Here is an 18,658-nt window from a genome sequence, read left to right on the forward strand (position 1 = left end):
CCCGGTGGGACGGGCCCGGTCGTGCTCCCCCAAGCAGGAATCGTCGCCGTCAGCCGCCGATCGCGATGGCGAAGACGTGCATGGTCGGCACGTTGGCCGCCGGCCGCGCGCTGATGTTGGGCAGGACCACCTGGGCCACGGCCTTGCTCTGCAGCGACACGCCCACGTAGTAGATGCAGGCCGCGGTGTTCTGGCGGACGTTGTTGGGCCGGTTCTGGTACGCGGACACGATGGCGGCGGTGCCACCGGAGTGCGGGCCGCCGTACCAGTCGGGCGAGCTCAGCGTGAACGTCTGGCGGGTGCCGTCGGCGTACACGACGGTGCCTGTCCCGGACACCGCGCCGTAGGTGCCGGTCAGCAGGAAGCCGAGCGTGCTGCCGGTGCCGCTGATGCCGATGGTCTGGCCGGAGGCGACGGCGTTGTCGGCGGTGCCGGGGCTGACGTTGGGCCAGCGGAAGTTCACCCCGTTGCGGCTGATCGTGGCACCCGGGCTGGCCCCGGCCTGCGCCAGGGCCTGCGCCGAGAGCGACGCCCCGCCGCCGTCGAAATTCCCCACGTTGGTGTTGCTGTCGTTGGTGATGCCCACGTTGGTGAAGCTCTGCTCCAGCGTCGGCGTGGCGACGCCCGTGCTGGTGACCCGGTAGGTGCGCCCCGCCTGGACGGTGACCTCGACCAGGTCGGACTCTATCCGGGTGACCCGGGGCGCCGAACCGTCGGCGGTGTCGACGACCGTGACGGTGCCGGTGAGGATGCGGGCGCGCAGGCGGACCGTGCCGGCGCGGTCCGGCCGGACGAGTACCTCGGTGGCCTGACCGTTGCTCCAGGTGATGCTGACCGTGTGCCCGCCGCGACCCCGCAGGCCGGTCACCTTCCCGGCCGGCCACGCCGGTGGCAGCGCGGGCAGGATGTGCAGCTCACCGGCGTGGCTCTGCAGCAGCATCTCGGCGATGCCCGCCGTCGCGCCGAAGTTGCCGTCGATCTGGAACGGCGGGTGCAGGTCGAACATGTTGGGCGCGAGTCGGGCGGTGGTGGCGAGGTAGCGGATCAGGTCGTGGGCCCGCTTGCCCTCCTCCATCCGGGCCCAGAAGTTGATTTTCCAGGCCAGCGACCAGCCCGTCCCGTCGTCGCCGCGCAACGCCAGGGTCCGGCGCGCCGCCTCGAACAGCTGCGGGGTGCCGCGCTTGGTGATCTGGTTGCTGGGGGCCAGCCCGTAGAGGTGGGAGATGTGCCGGTGGTTGGGCTCGGTCTCCACCCAGTCGTAGAGCCACTCCATGATGTTGCCGCGCGAACCGATCTTCATCGGGGGGAGCCGGTCCCGGGTGGCCCGGACCTGGGCTCGGAAGGTGCTGTCCACGTTCAGGATCTCGCTGGCGCGGGCGACGCCGTCGAAGAGGTCGCGCAGGATCTGGTTGTCCATGGTGGGGCCGGCGCACACGCTGGCGTTCGAGTGGTGGCTGAGTTCCGGTGAGTTGGACGGGTTGGTGACCAGGTAGCCGAGGGTCGGCTCGGTCACCAGCGTGTCCAGGAAGAACTGCGCGGCGCCCTTCATGGCCGGGTAGTTCGTCCGCAGGAACTCGATGTCGCCGTTGAACAGGTAGTGGTCCCAAATCAACACCGAGAGCCACGCGCCACCGGTCTGCCACATCCCCCAGAACGCGCCGTCCACCACGGCGGTGGCCCGCCACGCGTCGGTGTTGTGGTGAGTGACCCAGCCGCCCGCGCCGTACTGCACCTGAGCGGTACGCGCACCGGCGACGGAGAGCTCCCGGACCATGTCGAACACCGGGTTGTGGCACTCGGCCAGGTTCGTCGTGTTGGCCGGCCAGTAGTTCATCGGCAGGTTCGCGTTGATCGTGTACTTCGAGTCCCACGAGGGGGTCAGCGAGTCGTTCCAGATGCCCTGCAGGTTGGCCGGCTGGGTGCCGGGCCGTGAGGACGAGATCAGCAGGTACCGGCCGAACTGGAACAACAGCGCGGAGAACTGCGGGTCGTTGACGCTGTTGTGCTGGGCGATCCGCACGTCGGTCGTCTGGTTCGCGGCCGAGGTGCGGCCCAGGTCCAGGGTGACCCGGTTGAAAAGCGCCTGGTAGTCGGCCACGTGCCTGCTGCGCAGCGAGTCGAAGCTGGTGGCCCGGGCAGCGCTCAGGCGCTGCCGTGCGATGCCCCCGTAGTCGCCGCCGACGTTGCGGTAGTTGACGTAGCTGGAGCCGATGGAGATCAGCAGGACCACACTCGTGGCGTTGGTGACCCGCAGGGTGCCGCCGGAGCTGGACACGCTGCCGCCGGTGACGGTGGCGTTGGCCAGGGCGAGGAAGCGGACCTGGCCGGTGACGCCCTCTTGGTTTCCGGAGACGCCGTCCAGGCCGATCGTGGCACCGTCCGGGCTGGACACCGACGTCCGCTGCGGGCTGTCGAAGGTGGCGGTGAAGCTGATCGAGTTGCTCCGGTCGGCGGTCAGACGCATCGCGATGACCTGGTCCGGCGCACTGGCGAACACCTCCCGCTGGTGACGGACGCCGTTGAGCACGTACGACGTCGTGACGGTGGCGGTGGTGAGGTCCAGCGTCCGGTCGTACTGTGACGCGCCGCTGGCGGACCCGAAGGCGAGCCGGAGGTTGCCGACGGTCTGGTAGGCCAACTGCCCGCCGGGGTTACCCATCATGGTCTGGTTGATCAGATCCTGGGCCTGGGTCCACTGGTTGGCGTTGACCAGGCGTCGGATCTCCGCCAGCGCTCCCGCGCCCCGGGGGTTGCTGGGGTCGTGTGGCCCGCCGGCCCAGACGGTGTCCTCGTTGAGCTGGAGCCGTTCCGTGTCGACGTTGCCGAAGACCATGGCGCCGAGTCGGCCGTTGCCGATCGGCAGCGCCCGGAGCCAGTCGGTGCCGGCCCCCTCGTCGTACCAGAGGGCGAGGTCCCCGGCGGCCAGCACCTGCGGCGGGGCCACCGCGTCCGCGCGGGCCGCGGCGGTCCAGGGCAGCGGCAGGAGAGCACCGCCCGCACCGGCTGCGCCGATCTTGATGGCTTGCCGTCGAGTCAGGTCGGACATCGATCCTCCAAACGGTGACCGGTCCGGCCACCCGAAGCGGGACAACCATGAGAGCCGTCGTCGGGATCCGCTCGCCGGCGTCGACCGCGACCGCGTTGACCGGCCGAGATCAGCCCCGGAGACAGCCAGACATCTGATGTGTTTCGCGAAGGTTACTCCGACGCAACGGAATCGGCAATGGTCGATAGATGATAGGAATTCACCTTCGCGCCCATTCCGTGGCGCATCATCGGCGGGAGCGCGCCCTCGACCCGACGCCGCCCGGAACCGACGAACCACTGACCGGGCACGGTGGAGCGATCAGGCAGCTCCCCATACATCGGATGTACCGTCCGTCGCCGATTCCCGGCCTCGCGGCCGACCGCAACCCCGACGGGGCCCCGGGCGTCTAGCGGGAGACACCTTCCAGGTCGGACCGGAGGACCCGATGACCTCGACACCGCTACGCGCCCTCGTGCCCGTCGCCGTACTGGCGGGCCTCGCAGCCTGCACGACCCCCTCGTCCGAGCCCGAGGCCGGAGCAGGCACCACGTCGCCCGCACCCGGCTCCACGTCCGCCTCCCCGCACACCTCGCCGACCCGCACGACACCCGCGGCACCCGACGCCACCCGGGCCGCCTGTCCGGTCAGCGCGGCTACCCTCCAACGGGTGTCGGGGCTCGGCGACAGCCACCGGATCGACCCGGACCAGATCAACTGTGCCCGCCGGTGGGCGACGGCCGGAGTGCTCGCCGTCGACCCGAGCATGCAGGGCGACGGCGTCCTGGTCTTCGAGTACGACGACGGCAGGTGGAAGAAGCTGGGCGAAGGCAGCGCGATCGAATGCAGCCCGTTCGGCATCCCGACCGAGATCGGCGACCAGGTGGGTTGCCGCGACCGGTGAGCGCGAGGGCCCGGCCGGGCCCTCGACCGCGCATCGGTCCGGCAGCGGACACGTTCAGGGGACGCGGTCTCCGGCCGCCGCACCGTCCGGTCGGTTCGCCCTAATCTCGACTCGTCCCTGGAGGGCGATCACGGAGGTCACGGTGGGCGCGATACCCAGACGACAGTTCGTCCGGCTCTCCGGGACCGCCGGCGCGACCGGCCTCCTGGGCCTGATGGGCGCCGACCGGGCCCTGGCCGACAGCGGGCACGCCGACGGCGGCCAGCCCCCCGCACCGTCCCCACCGGAGCCCGGCGGCCCCGGCGCCACCGCCTGCCCCACGCCCTCCCAACTGTGCGGCTACCCCGCCGATACCGGAGGCAGGTACGACCTGTGGGACCGGGTGCAGGTCTGCGAGGGCACGAAGACCGGCCCGCCGTTCCCGCAGTGCCTGCGGACGACAGCCACCTACGTCATCCTCAACGGCGGGTCGGGGTCGAACCACGACTTCCTGCTCGTCCCCAGTTGCCGGATCAGCGGCATCGAGTGCCCGTTCATCACGACCACCAGCGCCCCGAACTACTGGCTGGAGGCGTGGAACAACGCGCAGCCCGGGCAACCCGCACACGTCGTCTACCCGCACATCGGGCTGGGCATCAACTCGGCCGACCCGACGATCCGCCAGCAGGACCAGTTGCACATCCACCTGGCCGGGATCCACTCGGGCATCCAGACGCAGCTGAACAACCACGACAGCACGATCACCAACAACCCGTCGCGCTGGCGCAACCAGGTCGTACCCGTCTGGGGCCTGACCGGCACGGGCCAGCCCGCCCCCCGCTCGTACCGGGTCCTGCACGTCGCGAACCTGAACGAGAACCTCTTCCGGCTCCTGCTCGACAGCGTGGTACGCCCCACCGGGGCGAGCATGGCCGCGCAGATCCTCGCCGTCACGCCCCGCCTGGTCGGCAGCGGCGGGTTCTACGTCCTGAACAGTGAACCCGGTCTGCCCGTCGCCCCCGGGCAGCCCGGCGGCACCGGCACCGTCGACTTCCTGCTCGCGTACGCCTAACGGGATCGACAGACGGTCACCGCGCCGCGACTAGACTCGGGACCAGCGTCGATCCGGGGGGTGCGTGCGCAGGTGAGTTCGTCCCAGCTTCTCGTCGCACTGGACCGGGACAGTGCGGTTCCGCTGCAACAACAGCTCTGCGACCAGATCAGCGGGTCCGTGCGCACCGGTCGACTGCGCCCCGGCGACCCGGTGCCGCCGAGCCGTGAACTGGCCCACCAGCTCCGGGTCTCCCGGACCGTGGTGACCCGGGCGTACGAACTGCTGCGGGCCAACGGGGTGCTCACCGCACGGCGCGGGTCCGGCACCCGGGTCAGCGGCGCGCCCACCGACACCCCGCCACCGCCCCGACGCGCCGCCCGCTCGCCACTGTGGCCCGAGCCCCCGCTCCCCACCGACGCGGGCAGCCCGCTGTGGAAGCCCTGGGAACCAGCGCCGATGCACCGGCCCGACGGCGCGTACGACTTCCGGCACGGCACCCCGGCGCTGGCCAGCTTCCCGGTGACCCGGTGGCGGCAGTCGCTCGCCGAGGCGGTCAGTCGGGCCGACGCGGTGGCGCTGGGCTACGGCCCGGCCGAGGGCGCCCTGTCGCTGCGGACCCAGATCAGCGCCCTGCTGCGCCGCAGCCGCGCGCTCGACGCCGACCGCGAGCACACAGTGGTGACCAGCGGCGCCACCCAGGCCATGGACATCCTGGTCCGGCTGCTCGTCGGCCCGGACGACGTGGTGGTCATCGAGGACCCGAGCCACACCGTGCTGCGGCAGATCTTCGGTTACTCCCGGGCCGCCGTGGTGCCGGTCGGTGTCGACGAGGAGGGCCTGCGGGTCGACGAGATCGACCGCCAGGTCCGCGCGCACGGGCACGACCCGTCCCGGGTACGCCTGATCTACGTGACCCCGTCGCACCAGTTCCCGACCGGGTTCATCATGTCCGAGCGGCGGCGACGAGCGCTGTTGCGCTGGGCCCGCGAACACACCGCCACCGTGCTGGAGGACGATTACCACAACGAGTTCACGTTCGCCGAGGAGCGGCGCCCGTCGCTGGCCGCCGACCCGCAGGACGCGGACGTGGTCTACGTCGGCAGCTTCAGCAAGACCCTCTTCCCGTCGCTGCGCATCGGGTACGCGGTGTTGCCGCCCCACCTCGTCCGGCCATTCCTCGGCGTCAAGTGGATCACCGATCGGCTGACCCCGACGCTGACCCAGGAGGCACTCGCCGAATTCATCTCCTCCGGCGCGTACGCCCGGCACATCGGCCGGATGGACCGCCTCTACCGGCAGCGACGCGCCCGGCTGCTGGAGGCGCTCTACGAACACTTCGGCGCGGGCGTACGGATCTCCGGCACGGCGGCCGGGCTGCACGTGCTGGTGACCCTGGGCGGCGCGTCCGACGCCGACGAGGCGGCCATCGTACGCGCCGCCGCCGCGCGCGACGTCCGGGTCTACCCGGCCTCGGGATACTTCGTCAGCCGGCCACCGACCGAGCCGACCTTCCTGATCGGGTACGCGGCACTGCCCACCGCCCGGATCACCGAGGGCGTGGCACTGCTGGCCGCCGCGGTGCGGGAATCGACGGCTCGGTGAAGCGAGGCCGGGTGAACCGGGGCCGCTGGGCGTACGGGACGGTGCAGTCGAAGACCGCCTTCGCCGTGCGCCCGTCGGCCGAGAGCGACGGCGAGTAGCCGGTGTGCTGGCTCGGGTCGAGCGGGAAACCCTCCCGGTCCGGCAACACCCGCAGATCCTGATCGGCCTGGAAGCGGGTGACCATCGCCCACCACAGGTCCTGGTCGGACTCGATGTCGACGTCGTCGTCCACGCACAGCACCAGCTTGGCCATCCGGAACCGCTCCAGCACCGCCTCGGCGGCGGCGCGTACCGCGACGTCGTCCTCCGGACCGCGCTTGGCCGGCCACTGCAACACCACCATCAGCTGACCGCCACCCGCCGTGTGGCAGTGCGCGGCCAGCGCCGGCGTGCCCCGCCGACGCAGCAGGTCCAGCACCGCGGCCTCCATCCCGAAGCCGAGCAGCACCGACTGCTCGTGCCCAGGCCCGGACACGGCCTGCAGGATCGGACTCTCCCGGGCGGTGATCGCGGTGACCCGGATCAACGGCAGCGCGGGATGCGCCCGGCCCTGGTAGCCGAGGAACTCCGGGGTGGCGACAGTGCCGTGCCGGCTCTCCGGCGCTCGGTCGGCCAGCAACTCGCCCTCGATGACGTACTCGGCGTGCGCGATGAACTCGGCGTCCACCGTGCGGCAGGGCAGCAGCTCCACCGGCTGCCCGGCGAGGGCGCCGGCCACCGCCAACTCGTCGAGGTCGGGTGGCACCAACGAGGTCGGGCAGCAGGACGAGAGCAGCACCGCCGGGCACAGGCCGAGGTGGACGGCCACCGGCAACGGGCTCCCCCGACGCAACGCGGCCTGGTGAGCCAGCTCCAGGTCCCGGCCGGGCACCATCCAGATGGTCAGCGTGTCCGGGCCCTGGACGCACATCCGGTGCACCGACAGGTTGCGGACGCCGGTGTCCGGGTCGGTGGCGAGTACGGCGCCGAGGGTCAGGTAGGGCCCGGCGTCCTCGTCGGTGAGCACCGGCACCGGCAGTGCGGTCAGGTCCACCGGCAGCGCCTCGCGGGGCCAGCGGGCCGGGTCGGGCGCGGGCACCGGCGGGCGGGGCGAGGCCACCGCGTCGAGCAGCCGGTGCGGCAGCTCGGCGGGCGTGCACCCGAGCAGGCCGGCCGCGCGCCGACGGGTGCCGTACAGGCCCATCAGCACCGCTCGGGTCGGACCGTGGTCGGGGCGTACCCGGTCGAAGAGCACCGCCGGGCCGGCACCGGTGGGCGGGGCGGCGGGCGCACCGGCCCAGCGGGCGTAGTGCGCGGAGACGCCGTACCGGGCCGGTAGTTCGGTGGCGACGCGGACCAGCTCGCCGGGGAGCGGATCGAGGGTGGCCAGGGCGTGCCGCAGGTCGACCGGTGTTCGGCTCACCGCTCCTCCCCCGCCGACCCGGCGGCGCGGCGGGCCGCCAGCATGTCGAGTTGCATCCGGGTCAGCTCGTCGATGAGGGCACGGTAGGTGCCGACCGCCACCTCCGGTGGCATACCGTTTCCGACGGCCAGGTCGGACACCCGGTCGAGCACCTGCCGCACCCGGTCGGGCGACCGGACCGTCGCCTCGTCCGTCTTGTACGCGGTCAGCTCCTGCACCACCCGGGTGCGCTCGGCCAGCAGGGCGATGATCCGCTGGTCGAGGTGGTCGATGACGCCCCGCAGTTCGGCGATCCGGCCCGGACCGCCGGCGGCACCGGCCGGCGGGGAGCCGGCCGGTGCCGCGAACCAGTGCTGGTCGCTCATGGCTGGGGGACCTGGTCGACCACGAAGACGACGGTGGGCTCGGCGTCGCTGCCCTGGGACCGGTGCTCCTCCTCGTCGGGGATCACGAAGCCCATGCCGGGGCGGCACGGCACCGACCGGTCCCGGAAGTGGATGGTGAACTCGCCCTGCAGGACGTAGCCGGTGTGCCCGCGCAGGCACCAGTGGTGCTCGTCGAACCCGGGCGGAAGCTCCAGCAGGCGCAGCCGCTGCCCGCCGACGTACGAGATCTTGACGCGCCCCTCGGCGCCCGGCTTGTCCCACCTCTCCCACTCGGTGGCCGGGAAGTCGATGCCGACCGGCGTGGCGACCTGCTCAGTGGACATTCTCGATATCTCCTCTGGTCGGGGCGGAATCGGTGCGGCGGGGCCGCGGCACTCGTTCGTTGCGGTCCCGCCGCGGCAGGACCGGATCGCCGTCGACGCGCTGGTGCTGCTTGAGCAGCTGCACCATGTCGAGCATCCGGTGCACCATCCGCTCCAGCGCGTCGACGCCCTCGGCGTCGTGCAGGCCGGGCGTGCCGGTGGTGTTGCGCAGCAGGACGGGGAACCCGCTGCCCACCAGGATCATCCGGTTGAGCAGCAGGTTGTTGACGATCTGGTTGTGCACGGAGGAGTCGCTGTAGCGCCGCCCGGTTACGATGATGCCGCCCACCTTGTCCGCCAGCGGACGGGTGAAACGCAGGTAGCCGACGCCCGCGCGCTCGATGAAGACCTGCATGAGGTGGGCCAGGCCGAAGCCGTGCACCGGGGCCGCGTAGATCAGCCCGTCGGCGGCTGTCATCTGCTCCACCAGGGCGGGGACGTCGTCGTCCACCTGGCAGGGCAGGGTGCGGCTGTTGCAGTCGCCGCACGGGCTGCACGGCGAGATCCGGTGCTCACGTAACTGGATGGTGCGCAGGACGGCACCCCGCTCGGCGATGAGTCGTCCCGCGTACGCGATGGCGTGGTCGGTGTTGCCGCCGACCCGCTCCGATCCGTTGATGGCGAGGATGGTCCCTGCTTCGCTGTGCACTTTCACCCCCGGTACTCGTCGCGGGGTGGGCGCCGCACCGCGCCCACCCCCTTGCGAGGTCAGTCCGTCAGCTTCCCGGCGAAGTAGTCGATGTAGGCCTGCATGTCGAAGTGGCCGTGCCCGGACAGGGAGAAGACGATCGCCTTCGACTCGCCCGTCTCCCGGCACTGGATCGCCTCGTCCACCGCCACCCGCACCGCGTGGGTGGACTCGGGGGCCGGCACGATCCCCTCACTGCGGGCGAACAGCACACCGGCCTCGAAGCAGGCGGTCTGCGGCACCGCCCGCGCCTCGATCAGGTCGATCTCCCGCAGCGCGCTCACCACCGGCGCCATGCCGTGGTAGCGCAGCCCACCGGCGTGGATCGACGGCGGGTGGAAGTCGTGGCCCAGGGTGTGCATCTTGGCCAGCGGGGTGAGCCCGGCGGTGTCGCCGAAGTCGTACTCGTAGCTGCCCTGGGTCAGCGACGGGCAGGAGGCGGGCTCGGCGGCGACGAACCGCACCGCCGGGCCGCCGCCCCACTGGCGGCGCAGGAACGGCAGGGCCAGCCCGGCGAAGTTGGAGCCGCCGCCGGCCGCGCCGACCACGATGTCCGGGTAGTCGTCGGCCATCGCCAACTGGAGCAACGCCTCCTGACCGATGATGGTCTGGTGCATCAGCACCAGGTTGAGCACCGAACCGAGGGCGTACTTGGCGCTGCCGCCGCTGCTCATCGCCGCCTCCACCGCCTCGGAGATGGCCAGGCCGAGGCTGCCGCTGGAGTCCGGGTCGGCGGCGAGCGCCGCCCGGCCCGCCCCGGTGCGGTCGCTCGGGCTCGCGGTGACCGACGCCCCGAACGTCTCCATCAGGCCCCGCCGGTACGGCTTCTGGTCGTAGCTGACCCGCACCATGAAGACCTCGCAGTCGAGGCCGAAGTAGGAGCAGGCCATCGACAGCGAGCTGCCCCACTGGCCGGCACCGGTCTCCGTGGTCAGCCGCTGCACACCGTCCTGCTTGCTGTAGTACGCCTGCGGGACGGCGGTGTTCGGCTTGTGGCTGCCGGCCGGGCTGACCCCCTCGTACTTGAAGTAGATCCGGGCCGGCGTGCTGAGGGCCTGCTCCAGCCGACGGGCCCGCACCAGCGGGCTGGGCCGCCACTGCCGGTAGATGTCGAGCACCGGCCCGGGGATGTCGATGTCCCGCTCGGTGGAGAACTCCTGCTCGACCATGCCGGTGGCGAAGAGCGGTTCGAGGTCGGCCGGGGTGATGGGCTCCCGGGTGCCGGGGTGCAGCATCGGAGGGAGCCCCTTGGGCAGATCGGGGACCACGTTGTACCAGGTCGTCGGGATGTCGCTCTCGGGCAGCACGAACTTCGTCGCGGTCATGGCCTCTTCCAGGGGTGGATGTCAGGAACTGGTGGTGGCCGGCTCGGCAGGTGACGGCACGGACCGGGCAGCCGGTCGCATCCGCAGCACTGCGAACGCGACCACGCCGACCACCGGGGTCAGCAGGAGCAGGAGGAGGACGGGCTGGTGACCACCGGTCTGCCAGACGAAGCCGAGGCCCATCGGCACGACCAGGCGGGCGGAGCTGAGCACGAAACCGTTCAGGGCCATGAAGCCGCTGACCCGGTGCTCCTCGACGTGGTCGGCGATGTAGGTGGGCACCACCACCGAGGCGATGATCTCCCCCAGCGTCCAGACCACCGTGGACAGCAGCACGGCGGGCAGCGAGAACGCGAACACCAGCACCGCCATCCCGGTGGACCAGAGCAGGCCCGCGACGACCAGCAGGGTACGCGTGGAGTACGCCTTCATCCGCTTCTCGATCAGCAGACTGGCGCTGACCACGACCACACTGTTGATGGTGTAGACCGCACCCACCACCGCCACCGACGAGTGCAGGACGGTGGTGACCGCGAGCGGCAGCGTGTATTCCAGACCGATCAGTGGTGCGACGTAACAGAACGAGACGACCACCAGCACCGCCACGTCGAGGTCGCGCAGCAGCCCGGCCCGACGGGTGCCGGCGACCGGTGAGGCCACCGGCACGCGCCGGGTGTCGGCCGGCACGAACAACCAGATGGTGGCCGCCGCGACCAGGCCGAGTAGGATGTTCCCGGCGAACATCAGCTGGTAGGAGTAGGCCGCCGCGATCCCGCCGAGCAGGGGGCCGACACCCATGCCGAGGTTGTTGGCGAGGTAGCTGACGGTGTACGCGAACGGCCGCTGCTCGGGCTCGGTCAGGTCGGCGATGAGCGTGTTCGCCGCCGGGGCGAACATCCCCATCCCGACCAGCGCGACGAAGAGCAGCGCCGCGTACGTCCAGGTGGGGCCGTCGAGCAGGGCGAGACCCAGGTAGCCGACCGCGTTGAGCAGCAGGCTCGACACCAACGCGGCGCGTCGGCCGGCGCGACCGCACACCGGGCCGCTGAGCAGGCTGCCGGCGAGCAGGCCGGTGCTGCCGACGGAGATCAGCACACCCGCCTCGCCGGTGCTGAGGTGCCGGCTCTGCACCAGGTAGACCGCCAGCAGCGGGAAGACGAACATGCCGGCCCGGTTGATGAAGGAGGCGTAGACCAGCATCCGCAGCGGGCGCGGTAGGGCCTGGAACCGGCCCAGCCAGCTCACGCGTCACCGACCGGCTCGGTGACCACCTGGAAGGCGTCCCGGATCACCTTGAACCGGGCGCGGACGTCGTCGAAGTCGCGCCCCTCGCAGACGTACCAGCCGAGGACGTCGTTGGAGGCGGTCGGCGCGGCGAGCACGTCACCGACGCTCTTCCACACGTCCGCGTCGAGCACCGAGTCGAGTGCCCGCAGCTCGTCCGCCGTGGTGATCGCGGTGATCCGGCCGTACCGGTCGGAGCACAGGTACTCGGTGCCGATCTCCGGGCCGACGGTGGCCGCCGGCACGTGCCCCGGGTCCAGTTCGAGTCGGCACCACTCCCCGGCCAGGTTGATCCCCCGCCCGGCCTGGATGGCGGGGACGATCGAGCCGCCACCCGCCCGGGCGGCCGCCTCGCCGAAGACCAGCCCGCCGTCGTCGAGGAGGAAGAACTCCACGTGCGCCACGCCGGTACGCATGCCGAAGCCGCGCAGCACGGTGGCGCTGGCGGCCACGATGCGCCGCTCCGCCGGGGTCAGGTCGTGCTTGCGGGAGACCGTGCCGCCGGGCTCGTCGCGGAACTCCAGGATGGAGTACGTGTAGCGGGACAGCTGGTCGAAGACCACCTCGCCGTCGCGCAGCAGCGAGTCGACGTGGTACTCGACGCCCCGGACGTACTCCTCCACCCGGTAGTCGTGCCGGTCGTCGGCGACCAGCGGCCACACCCGGGCCAGGTCCTCGGCGGAGTCCACCCGGTGCGTGTCGCCGCAGGCCCAGCCGGCGTACGGCTTGATGACCACCGGCCAGCCCACCTCGGCGGCGAACTCGGCGACCGCGCCGATCGTCTCGGGTCGGCACGAGCGGGCCACCGGCACGCCCAGCTCGACGGCCCGGCGGTGCATGACGTTCTTGTCCCGGAAGGTCAGCGCCTCCTCCGGGTCGAGACCCGGGATGCCGTGGTCGCGGCGGCAGCGCGCGGCGGTGAGCACGTCGCCCTCGAAGAGCGGGAAGATGCGCTCCACCGGGTGCGCGGCGAGGATCGTGGTGACCACCGCGCGAACGGCTTCGGAGTCGTCGAGGTCGGCGAAGTAGCAGGGCAGTCCGGCGGCTTCGGCGGCCGGCTGCCCGGTCGGCAACAGCGCGACGGCGGCCACGCCCAGCTCGGCTGCGGCGGCGACGACACTGCGGAACTGGGCCGCGTACCGACCGGCCGCGGGTCGGTAGATCACCAGGATCGCGCGGTTCACGAGCGGCTCCCACTGTCGCTGCCGACCGGGGCGGTACGCAGGACGGCGCTCGTCGCCGCGCCGTCGAGCACCGCCTCCTGCCGCGTGCTGTCGGACAGTTCGTCGAGGACGGTGGCGAGCCGGGCGAGCGCGTCCACCACCTCGGCCCGGCCGCCGGGGTGGGCCGACTCGACGGTGAGCAGCAGCCGGTGCCGCCCCAGATCGGTGCGGACCAGGTGGCCCTGCCGCCAGTTCCAGCGCCGCGAGTGGGCCCGCCCGTCGGCGTCGGCGTAGACGACCTCGCCCGGCTCGGGCCGCTCGGGGGCGTCGGGAGCGCCGAGCGGCAGGTACGTCTCGGTGCCGTCGGCCGGCCGGACGACGAGGTCGGCGAGGCCGTCGACGGCGCACGAGGCCACCGGCAGCGCCGCGCCGAGCGACACCGCGTTGCAGAGGTCGACCAGGGCGTTGATCCGGGGCAGCCGGTCACCCTTGGCGACCCGGCGGGCGATGGACTCGGCGGCGCAGGGGAACCGGTTCGGGTTCACCCCCACCGCCCGGTACGCCTCCCGCCAAGCGGCGATGCCCGGCAGGTCGGCCACGCCCGCCTTGTCCAGACCGGCCGCGTGCAGCGCGTCCTCGGCGGCGGTGAGAAGCGCCGACACGGCGGGAGGAGCCGGAGCGACATCGACCACCGGCACGGCGATCACGCCGAGCACGTAGTCCGGCACCGCGGTCAGCACCCGGTCGTCGATGCGCACGGTGAGGGTGTCCACACCGTCGCTGAGCTGGGTCATCGTGATCCTCGTAGGGTTCGGGTCCGATTGTCGGTCCGACCGTACGCAGCGGGGTGACCACCGGGTGTGGCCAATCCGGGGTGATCCGGTGAGGCCAATCCGGCGGTCGGCGGCCGACCGTCGGAGCGGGTCCGCGCGCCGAGCAGCGTGGTGCTCAACGCCAGCACACAGAGTGCCGCGCCGACCGGCCCGAGCAGGTCGAGGGCGTCCGCGCCACCGTGTCGCAGCAGCCGGTTGCCGAGGAATCCGCCGAGCGCGATGCCCACGAACGTGGCCGACGAGTTGAGCGAGAGCAGCAACGGACCGGAGGTCGGCGCGACGGTGAAGAGCCGGTGCTGCTGGGCCGGCTGGGTGGCCATCGCGAAGACGCCCCAGACCGCCATGGCCAGCGCGGCGGGCAGCAGCGCCTGCCGGGTCAGCGGCAGGGTGACCAGCACCAGGGCGAGCCCGGCGACCGACACCAGCAACACCGGCACGCCACCCCACCGGTCGGTGGCGCGTCCGCCGAGCACGGTCCCGGCGACCGCCGGCACGCCGAAGACCAGCAGCAGCACCGCGAGGACGGTGCCGTCGCCGTCGGTGGCCGGCGCGAGCAGCGCCCCGACGTAGGTCAGCGCGAGGTAGCCGCCGGTCATGAACAGCGCGGTGGTGAGCACGGCCAGGCCGACGCGGCTGTCGCGGGCCGGGGCGAGCCGGGCGGCCAGCGACGGGCCCGGCGGCAGCGCCAGCGCGGGCAGCCCGACGGTCACCGCCACCGCGCAGGCCGCGCCGACGGCGGCGAGCAGCCAGAAGGTGGCCCGCCACTGGAGGTCGGCGGCGAGCCAGGTGCCGAACGGCACCCCGGCGACGGTGGCGGCGGAGAGGCCACCGAGCACCACCGCCATGGCCCGGGCCCGCCGCTGCGGTGGGGCCAGGGCGGCCGCCGACGCGGTGGCCGCGGGGATGTAGAGCGCGGCGCTGGCCGCCGTGAGGACCCGGGCCAGCAGCAGCAGCGGCAGGTCGGGGGCGAGCGCGGAGGCGACGTTGCCCACGGTGAACCCGACCAGCGAGACCACCAGCACGGTACGCCGTTCCAGCCGGCCGGTCAGGGCGCCGAGAAGCGGCGCGGCGACCGCGTACGCGAGGGCGAAGACGGTGCTCACCCATCCGGCCGCGGCGACGCTCACCCGCAGGCTGTCGGCCACCTCGGGGAGCACACCGGCGACCACGAACGTGTCGGTGCCGATGGCGAAGGCACCCACCGCGAGCAGGCCGACGACGGGTACGCCCCGACGCATCAGGCCACCCCGGCGGGCTGCCCGGCGCGGTACCGGGCGGCGTCCCCGGCGACCACCCGGCCGCCGAGCAGCACCAGCTCGATCGACTCGGGTCGGCCCAGCACGGTGATGTCCTCGGCCGGGTCCCCGTCGGTGACCACCAGGTCGGCCAGCCGCCCCGGCTGCACCGTGCCCGCCTCGTCGCCCCGACCGGCCAGCCGCGCTCCGTTGGCGGTGGCCCAGGTCAGCACCACCGGCGCGGGTATACCGGCCATCGTCACGTACGTCTCCAGCTCCTCGGCGTAGCGGCCGTGCGGGGTCCAGGCGAACCCGAAGTCGTCGCCGGCCACGATCGGGATGCCCATCCGCACCATCAGCGGAAGGATGCGCAGGGTGTTCTCGACCTCGGCCTCGAACTCCAGCGTCTCCAGGTACTCCGGGGTCTTGCCGTGCCGGACGCCGTCGGTGAGCAGGCGGTGCGGTTGGTGCAGGCTCGGCACCACGAAGATGCCCCGCTCGGCGATCGCCTCCAGGGCGGCGTCGTCGGCGTACGTGGCGTGGTCGATCACGTCGACCCCGGCGGCGATGGCGTTGCGGATGCCGCCCAGGCCACGCGAGTGCGCGCGGATCCGCACGCCCCGCTCGTGCGCGGCCCGGGCCGCGATCACCAACTCCTCGGCGGTGAACAGCAGCTCGTGCGAGCGGCCGTTGGGGAAGGTGTCGTCACCGGTGGAGAAGACCTTGATGATCTCCGCGCCCTGGGCGACCTCGGTGTCGACGTACTCGATCAGCTCCTCCGGGGTGTCGGCGAGCCGCATCAGGTCGCTCGGGATGCGTTGCTTGACCCCCGGATTGCGGCGCTCCGGCGGGCCGGACACCATCAGGTCCCGGCTGCACGGGGTGATCCGCGGGCCGGGCAGCTTCCCGGCGTCGATCGCCCGGCGCAGCGCCATGTCGATGCCGGACACCGAGCCGGCGCCGACGAAGGCGGTGTAGCCGAGCCGGAGCATGGCGGCGGCGTTGGCGGCGGCGCCGAGGGTGACCTCGGGGATGCTGTACTTGAACAGCATCTCCCGACCGTCGAGCACGTCCAGGTACGCGATGTGGGTGTGGCCGAGCGTCATGCCCGGCATCACCGTCCGGCCGTCGAGGTCGAGGACGTCCACGTCCGGGTCGTGCAGCGGGGCCTGCGCCTCGGGCAGCACCGCGACGATGCGTTCGCCGTCGAGCAGCACACTGTGGTGCGGTCGGGAGGCCACCCCCAGTCCTTCCTGGACGGTGGCGCGGTGCAGCAACGTTCGTCGGGACACGACTGTCACTCCGGTTCTCTCGGTGTCTGGTCTCAGCGGCGGCCGAACAGGGTCCACACGATCTCGGCGCCCGGGCGGCGGGCCACCCACCGCAACGCGTGGCGGTGCACCCCGGGCGCGTTGGTGACCGCGAGGTCGGCGCCGCCGGCGGCGAGGATCACGGCGGCGTGTTGGGTGGAGTCGGCGTCGACCCACCGCGTCCGGCGGTCCCGCAGGGCGGGCGGCGCGAGGTCGGTGAAGATCCGCCGGACCTCCCACAGGGCGGCCACCGTGAGCGGACCGGTGGCCCGGTCCGGGTCGTGGCCCGGCTGGGCGGCGATGCCGTACTCCGGTGTCGCCTGTGCGAAGTAGGCATCCAACCGCAGGTCACGGTGCCAGTGGAAGCGGGTGAGCCCCTGGTAGGCGCTCGGCACGAGGGCCTGGTCGACCCGCCGGTCCACCAGCGCGGCGAGCACCGCGTCGAAGGTGTCGGACAGCTCGATGCGCAGCCCGTGCCGCTCGGCGAGGAACGCCGCGGTCAGGTGGCTGGACGTCCCGGGCGGACCGAGGGTGGCCAGCGTGGTGCCGGGTCGGCTCGCCCACCGGTCCACCACGCTGCGCCACCGCCGCCCGTACGCGTCGGCGAGCGGCCCGGGCAGCGCGGGCACCGACTCGTCGGTGGCCGCCTCAGGTGGTGTAGCCACGGTTGCCCGCCATGCGTTGCGCCACCCGGGTCTCGTGGTCCACCTCGACCCGCCGGTCGACGATCCGGGCGGCCTTCCAACTGACGAAGGCGCCGGTGCTGACGATCGGGTCCAGCCCGTCGGTCAGCTCCACCTCGACCGGTACGCCGAGCGCGGCGGCGGCCCGTTCCCGGACCCCGTCGGCCACCCCGGCGGGGTCGTCGACGAGGTCCTTGAGCAACTCCAGCCGGACCGTCAGCCGGTCGCCGCCGGCGTTCGGGTCGTTGTCGATCACCACCTGGTAGCCGCCCGAACCGGTGACCCCGGTCAGGACCGCCGTCTCGATCTGCCCGGCGGTGAGACGTCGACCGCCCAGCTCGATGCGGTCCAGGGTGCGGCCGACGATCTGCACCAGGTCGCCGGGCATCTCGCAGGCGCAGTCCGACGCCTCGATGATCACCGCGTCGCCGGTGCGGTAGCGGACCAGCGGCTTCACCCCGTCGACGAGCATGGTGACGGTGAGTTCCCCGCTGCCCCGCGGACCGTACGACGTGCCGGTCTCCGGGTCGACGACCTCGATCAGGTAGTTGGTCTGCGACAGGTGCATCCGCTTGTTGCGGCAGGCGGTGGCGATGACGAACGCCTCCTGCGAGCCGTACAGGATGTTGTAGACGTCCGCGCCCCAGACGGACTCCAGGTTGCGGGCCAGCGCCGGGGTGCACATCTCGCCGGTGACGAAGAGGAGTTTGACGGCGAAGTCCTCGCGCAGCCGGTACCCGTAGTGCTCGGCGGCCTTGGCCAGCATCATCGCCACGCCCGGCGTGCAGCAGACCACCTCCAGCTCGAGGTCCTTCATCAGCTGCAACGCCTTGGCGAACCCGATCACCGGCGAGTACGGCCAGATCTTCGCGTTCAGCGAACCGACGTTACGGGCGACGTCACCGAGGGTGTCGCCGAAGGAGTGCACCTCGGTCGGGCCCATCAGCCCGATCCGGGGCGGTTGGTCGCCGAAGTGGTGGCGGAAGATCGACGCCCAGGACTCGGTGACGTGGGCGTTGCTGGCCACCACCTCCCGACCGTCGCGGGGGCACGGCGTCGCGCGCCCGGTCGTGCCGGTCGTCTCGTAGAAGAAGACCCCGTCGGTCAGCGGCCGGCTGAGCACGTCGAGCATCTCCTGCCGCAGGTGCGTCTTCGTGGTGAAGGGCAACCGGTCGAGGGTCGCCGGGGTGATCGTCGAGAGGTCGACGTCGGCCAGGTGACGGGCGTAGAACGGTGAGCCGGTGGACACCTGGTCGAGCACCGTGCGCAGTTGCCGGTCGCGCCAGGCCTCCAGGTCGGCCGGGTCGAGGGTGCGGTCGTAGAAGGCCTGGTGCAGGGCCAGGTAGTCGACGGCGAAGTCCGCCGCCGGTCCGGTGGTCGGAAGCCACATGGTCGGATCCTTTCCAGGAGTGAGCCGGCTGCC

The 18,658-nt window shown here is 72.3% G+C and carries 16 protein-coding genes; 3 read left to right on the plus strand and 13 right to left on the minus strand.

The genetic code is table 11. From position 1 onward, the window contains the following. Positions 1-49: 49 nt before the first annotated feature. Entirely contained in the window at positions 50-3,046 is a 2,997-nt protein-coding gene (locus O7617_RS31825) for a glycoside hydrolase family 95 protein (RefSeq protein WP_282260231.1), read from the minus strand. 427 nt (positions 3,047-3,473) lie between these two features. On the opposite strand from O7617_RS31825, the gene O7617_RS31830 reads away from it, so the two are divergent. The 3 genes from O7617_RS31830 (at position 3,474) to O7617_RS31840 (ending at position 6,564) form a co-directional block, all read left to right on the plus strand. Continuing rightward, complete coding sequence (locus tag O7617_RS31830) at positions 3,474-3,929, plus strand: hypothetical protein (protein ID WP_282260232.1); 456 nt, start codon at positions 3,474-3,476, stop codon at positions 3,927-3,929. Between the two features lie 142 nt (positions 3,930-4,071). Beyond that, positions 4,072-4,980 carry a CDP-diacylglycerol diphosphatase gene (locus O7617_RS31835; RefSeq protein ID WP_282260233.1) on the plus strand — a complete coding sequence of 303 codons (909 nt, stop codon included), beginning with the start codon at positions 4,072-4,074 and terminating at the stop codon, positions 4,978-4,980. 72 nt (positions 4,981-5,052) lie between these two features. Further along, positions 5,053-6,564, plus strand: a complete 1,512-nt coding sequence (locus tag O7617_RS31840; RefSeq protein ID WP_282260234.1) for a PLP-dependent aminotransferase family protein — start codon at positions 5,053-5,055, stop codon at positions 6,562-6,564. Here the strand turns inward: O7617_RS31840 and O7617_RS31845 are convergent. The 12 genes from O7617_RS31845 to O7617_RS31900 are packed head-to-tail and all read right to left on the minus strand — an operon-like array spanning position 6,509 to position 18,625. Further along, entirely contained in the window at positions 6,509-7,966 is a 1,458-nt protein-coding gene (locus O7617_RS31845) for a UbiD family decarboxylase (protein WP_282260236.1), read from the minus strand. The two genes, O7617_RS31840 and O7617_RS31845, sit on opposite strands and share 56 nt — an antisense overlap. Next, positions 7,963-8,331, minus strand: a complete 369-nt coding sequence (locus O7617_RS31850) for a chorismate mutase (protein WP_282260238.1) — start codon at positions 8,329-8,331, stop codon at positions 7,963-7,965. The genes O7617_RS31845 and O7617_RS31850 overlap by 4 nt, the downstream gene beginning before the upstream one ends. After that, positions 8,328-8,675 carry a cupin domain-containing protein gene (locus O7617_RS31855; protein WP_282260240.1) on the minus strand — a complete coding sequence of 116 codons (348 nt, stop codon included), beginning with the start codon at positions 8,673-8,675 and terminating at the stop codon, positions 8,328-8,330. Before O7617_RS31855 ends, O7617_RS31850 begins: the two co-directional genes overlap by 4 nt. Then, on the minus strand, positions 8,665-9,369 hold the full coding sequence (locus O7617_RS31860) for a flavodoxin family protein (RefSeq protein ID WP_282260241.1): 705 nt from the start codon (positions 9,367-9,369) through the stop codon (positions 8,665-8,667). The genes O7617_RS31855 and O7617_RS31860 overlap by 11 nt, the downstream gene beginning before the upstream one ends. 53 nt (positions 9,370-9,422) lie before the next feature. Continuing rightward, positions 9,423-10,727 carry a TrpB-like pyridoxal phosphate-dependent enzyme gene (locus O7617_RS31865; RefSeq protein WP_282260243.1) on the minus strand — a complete coding sequence of 435 codons (1,305 nt, stop codon included), beginning with the start codon at positions 10,725-10,727 and terminating at the stop codon, positions 9,423-9,425. A 21-nt stretch (positions 10,728-10,748) separates the two neighbouring features. After that, positions 10,749-11,972: an MFS transporter gene (locus O7617_RS31870; protein WP_282260244.1), complete on the minus strand. Its 1,224-nt coding sequence runs from the start codon at positions 11,970-11,972 to the stop codon at positions 10,749-10,751. Then, positions 11,969-13,195 carry an ATP-grasp domain-containing protein gene (locus O7617_RS31875; protein ID WP_282260245.1) on the minus strand — a complete coding sequence of 409 codons (1,227 nt, stop codon included), beginning with the start codon at positions 13,193-13,195 and terminating at the stop codon, positions 11,969-11,971. Before O7617_RS31875 ends, O7617_RS31870 begins: the two co-directional genes overlap by 4 nt. Continuing rightward, the gene (locus tag O7617_RS31880; protein WP_282260246.1) at positions 13,192-13,968 is read right to left on the minus strand and encodes a phenylalanine--tRNA ligase beta subunit-related protein; all 777 of its coding nucleotides are present in this window, start codon (positions 13,966-13,968) and stop codon (positions 13,192-13,194) included. Before O7617_RS31880 ends, O7617_RS31875 begins: the two co-directional genes overlap by 4 nt. Then, positions 13,965-15,245, minus strand: coding sequence for an MFS transporter (locus O7617_RS31885; RefSeq protein ID WP_282260248.1), 1,281 nt, complete (start codon positions 15,243-15,245; stop codon positions 13,965-13,967). The genes O7617_RS31880 and O7617_RS31885 overlap by 4 nt, the downstream gene beginning before the upstream one ends. Next, positions 15,245-16,534, minus strand: a complete 1,290-nt coding sequence (locus tag O7617_RS31890; protein WP_282260250.1) for an amidohydrolase family protein — start codon at positions 16,532-16,534, stop codon at positions 15,245-15,247. The genes O7617_RS31885 and O7617_RS31890 overlap by 1 nt, the downstream gene beginning before the upstream one ends. Positions 16,535-16,566: 32 nt before the next feature. Further along, a complete protein-coding gene (locus O7617_RS31895) occupies positions 16,567-17,217 on the minus strand; it encodes a prephenate dehydratase (RefSeq protein ID WP_282260251.1) in 651 nt (216 codons plus the stop codon). Then, positions 17,201-18,625, minus strand: coding sequence for a phenylacetate--CoA ligase family protein (locus O7617_RS31900; protein WP_282260252.1), 1,425 nt, complete (start codon positions 18,623-18,625; stop codon positions 17,201-17,203). Before O7617_RS31900 ends, O7617_RS31895 begins: the two co-directional genes overlap by 17 nt. Positions 18,626-18,658 lie beyond the last annotated feature (33 nt).

The organism is Micromonospora sp. WMMD1155 (genome assembly GCF_029581275.1).
GTDB lineage: Bacteria > Actinomycetota > Actinomycetes > Mycobacteriales > Micromonosporaceae > Micromonospora.

Bases quoted from the DNA above. Each gene is read 5' to 3' on its own strand.
- O7617_RS31885 (WP_282260248.1), bottom strand. From the start codon at position 15,245: ATGCGTCGGGGCGTACCCGTCGTCGGCCTGCTCGCGGTGGGTGCCTTC.
- O7617_RS31825 (WP_282260231.1), bottom strand. From the start codon at position 3,046: ATGTCCGACCTGACTCGACGGCAAGCCATCAAGATCGGCGCAGCCGGT.
- O7617_RS31855 (WP_282260240.1), bottom strand. From the start codon at position 8,675: ATGTCCACTGAGCAGGTCGCCACGCCGGTCGGCATCGACTTCCCGGCC.
- O7617_RS31900 (WP_282260252.1), bottom strand. From the start codon at position 18,625: ATGTGGCTTCCGACCACCGGACCGGCGGCGGACTTCGCCGTCGACTAC.
- O7617_RS31850 (WP_282260238.1), bottom strand. From the start codon at position 8,331: ATGAGCGACCAGCACTGGTTCGCGGCACCGGCCGGCTCCCCGCCGGCC.
- O7617_RS31865 (WP_282260243.1), bottom strand. From the start codon at position 10,727: ATGACCGCGACGAAGTTCGTGCTGCCCGAGAGCGACATCCCGACGACC.
- O7617_RS31830 (WP_282260232.1), top strand. From the start codon at position 3,474: ATGACCTCGACACCGCTACGCGCCCTCGTGCCCGTCGCCGTACTGGCG.
- O7617_RS31880 (WP_282260246.1), bottom strand. From the start codon at position 13,968: ATGACCCAGCTCAGCGACGGTGTGGACACCCTCACCGTGCGCATCGAC.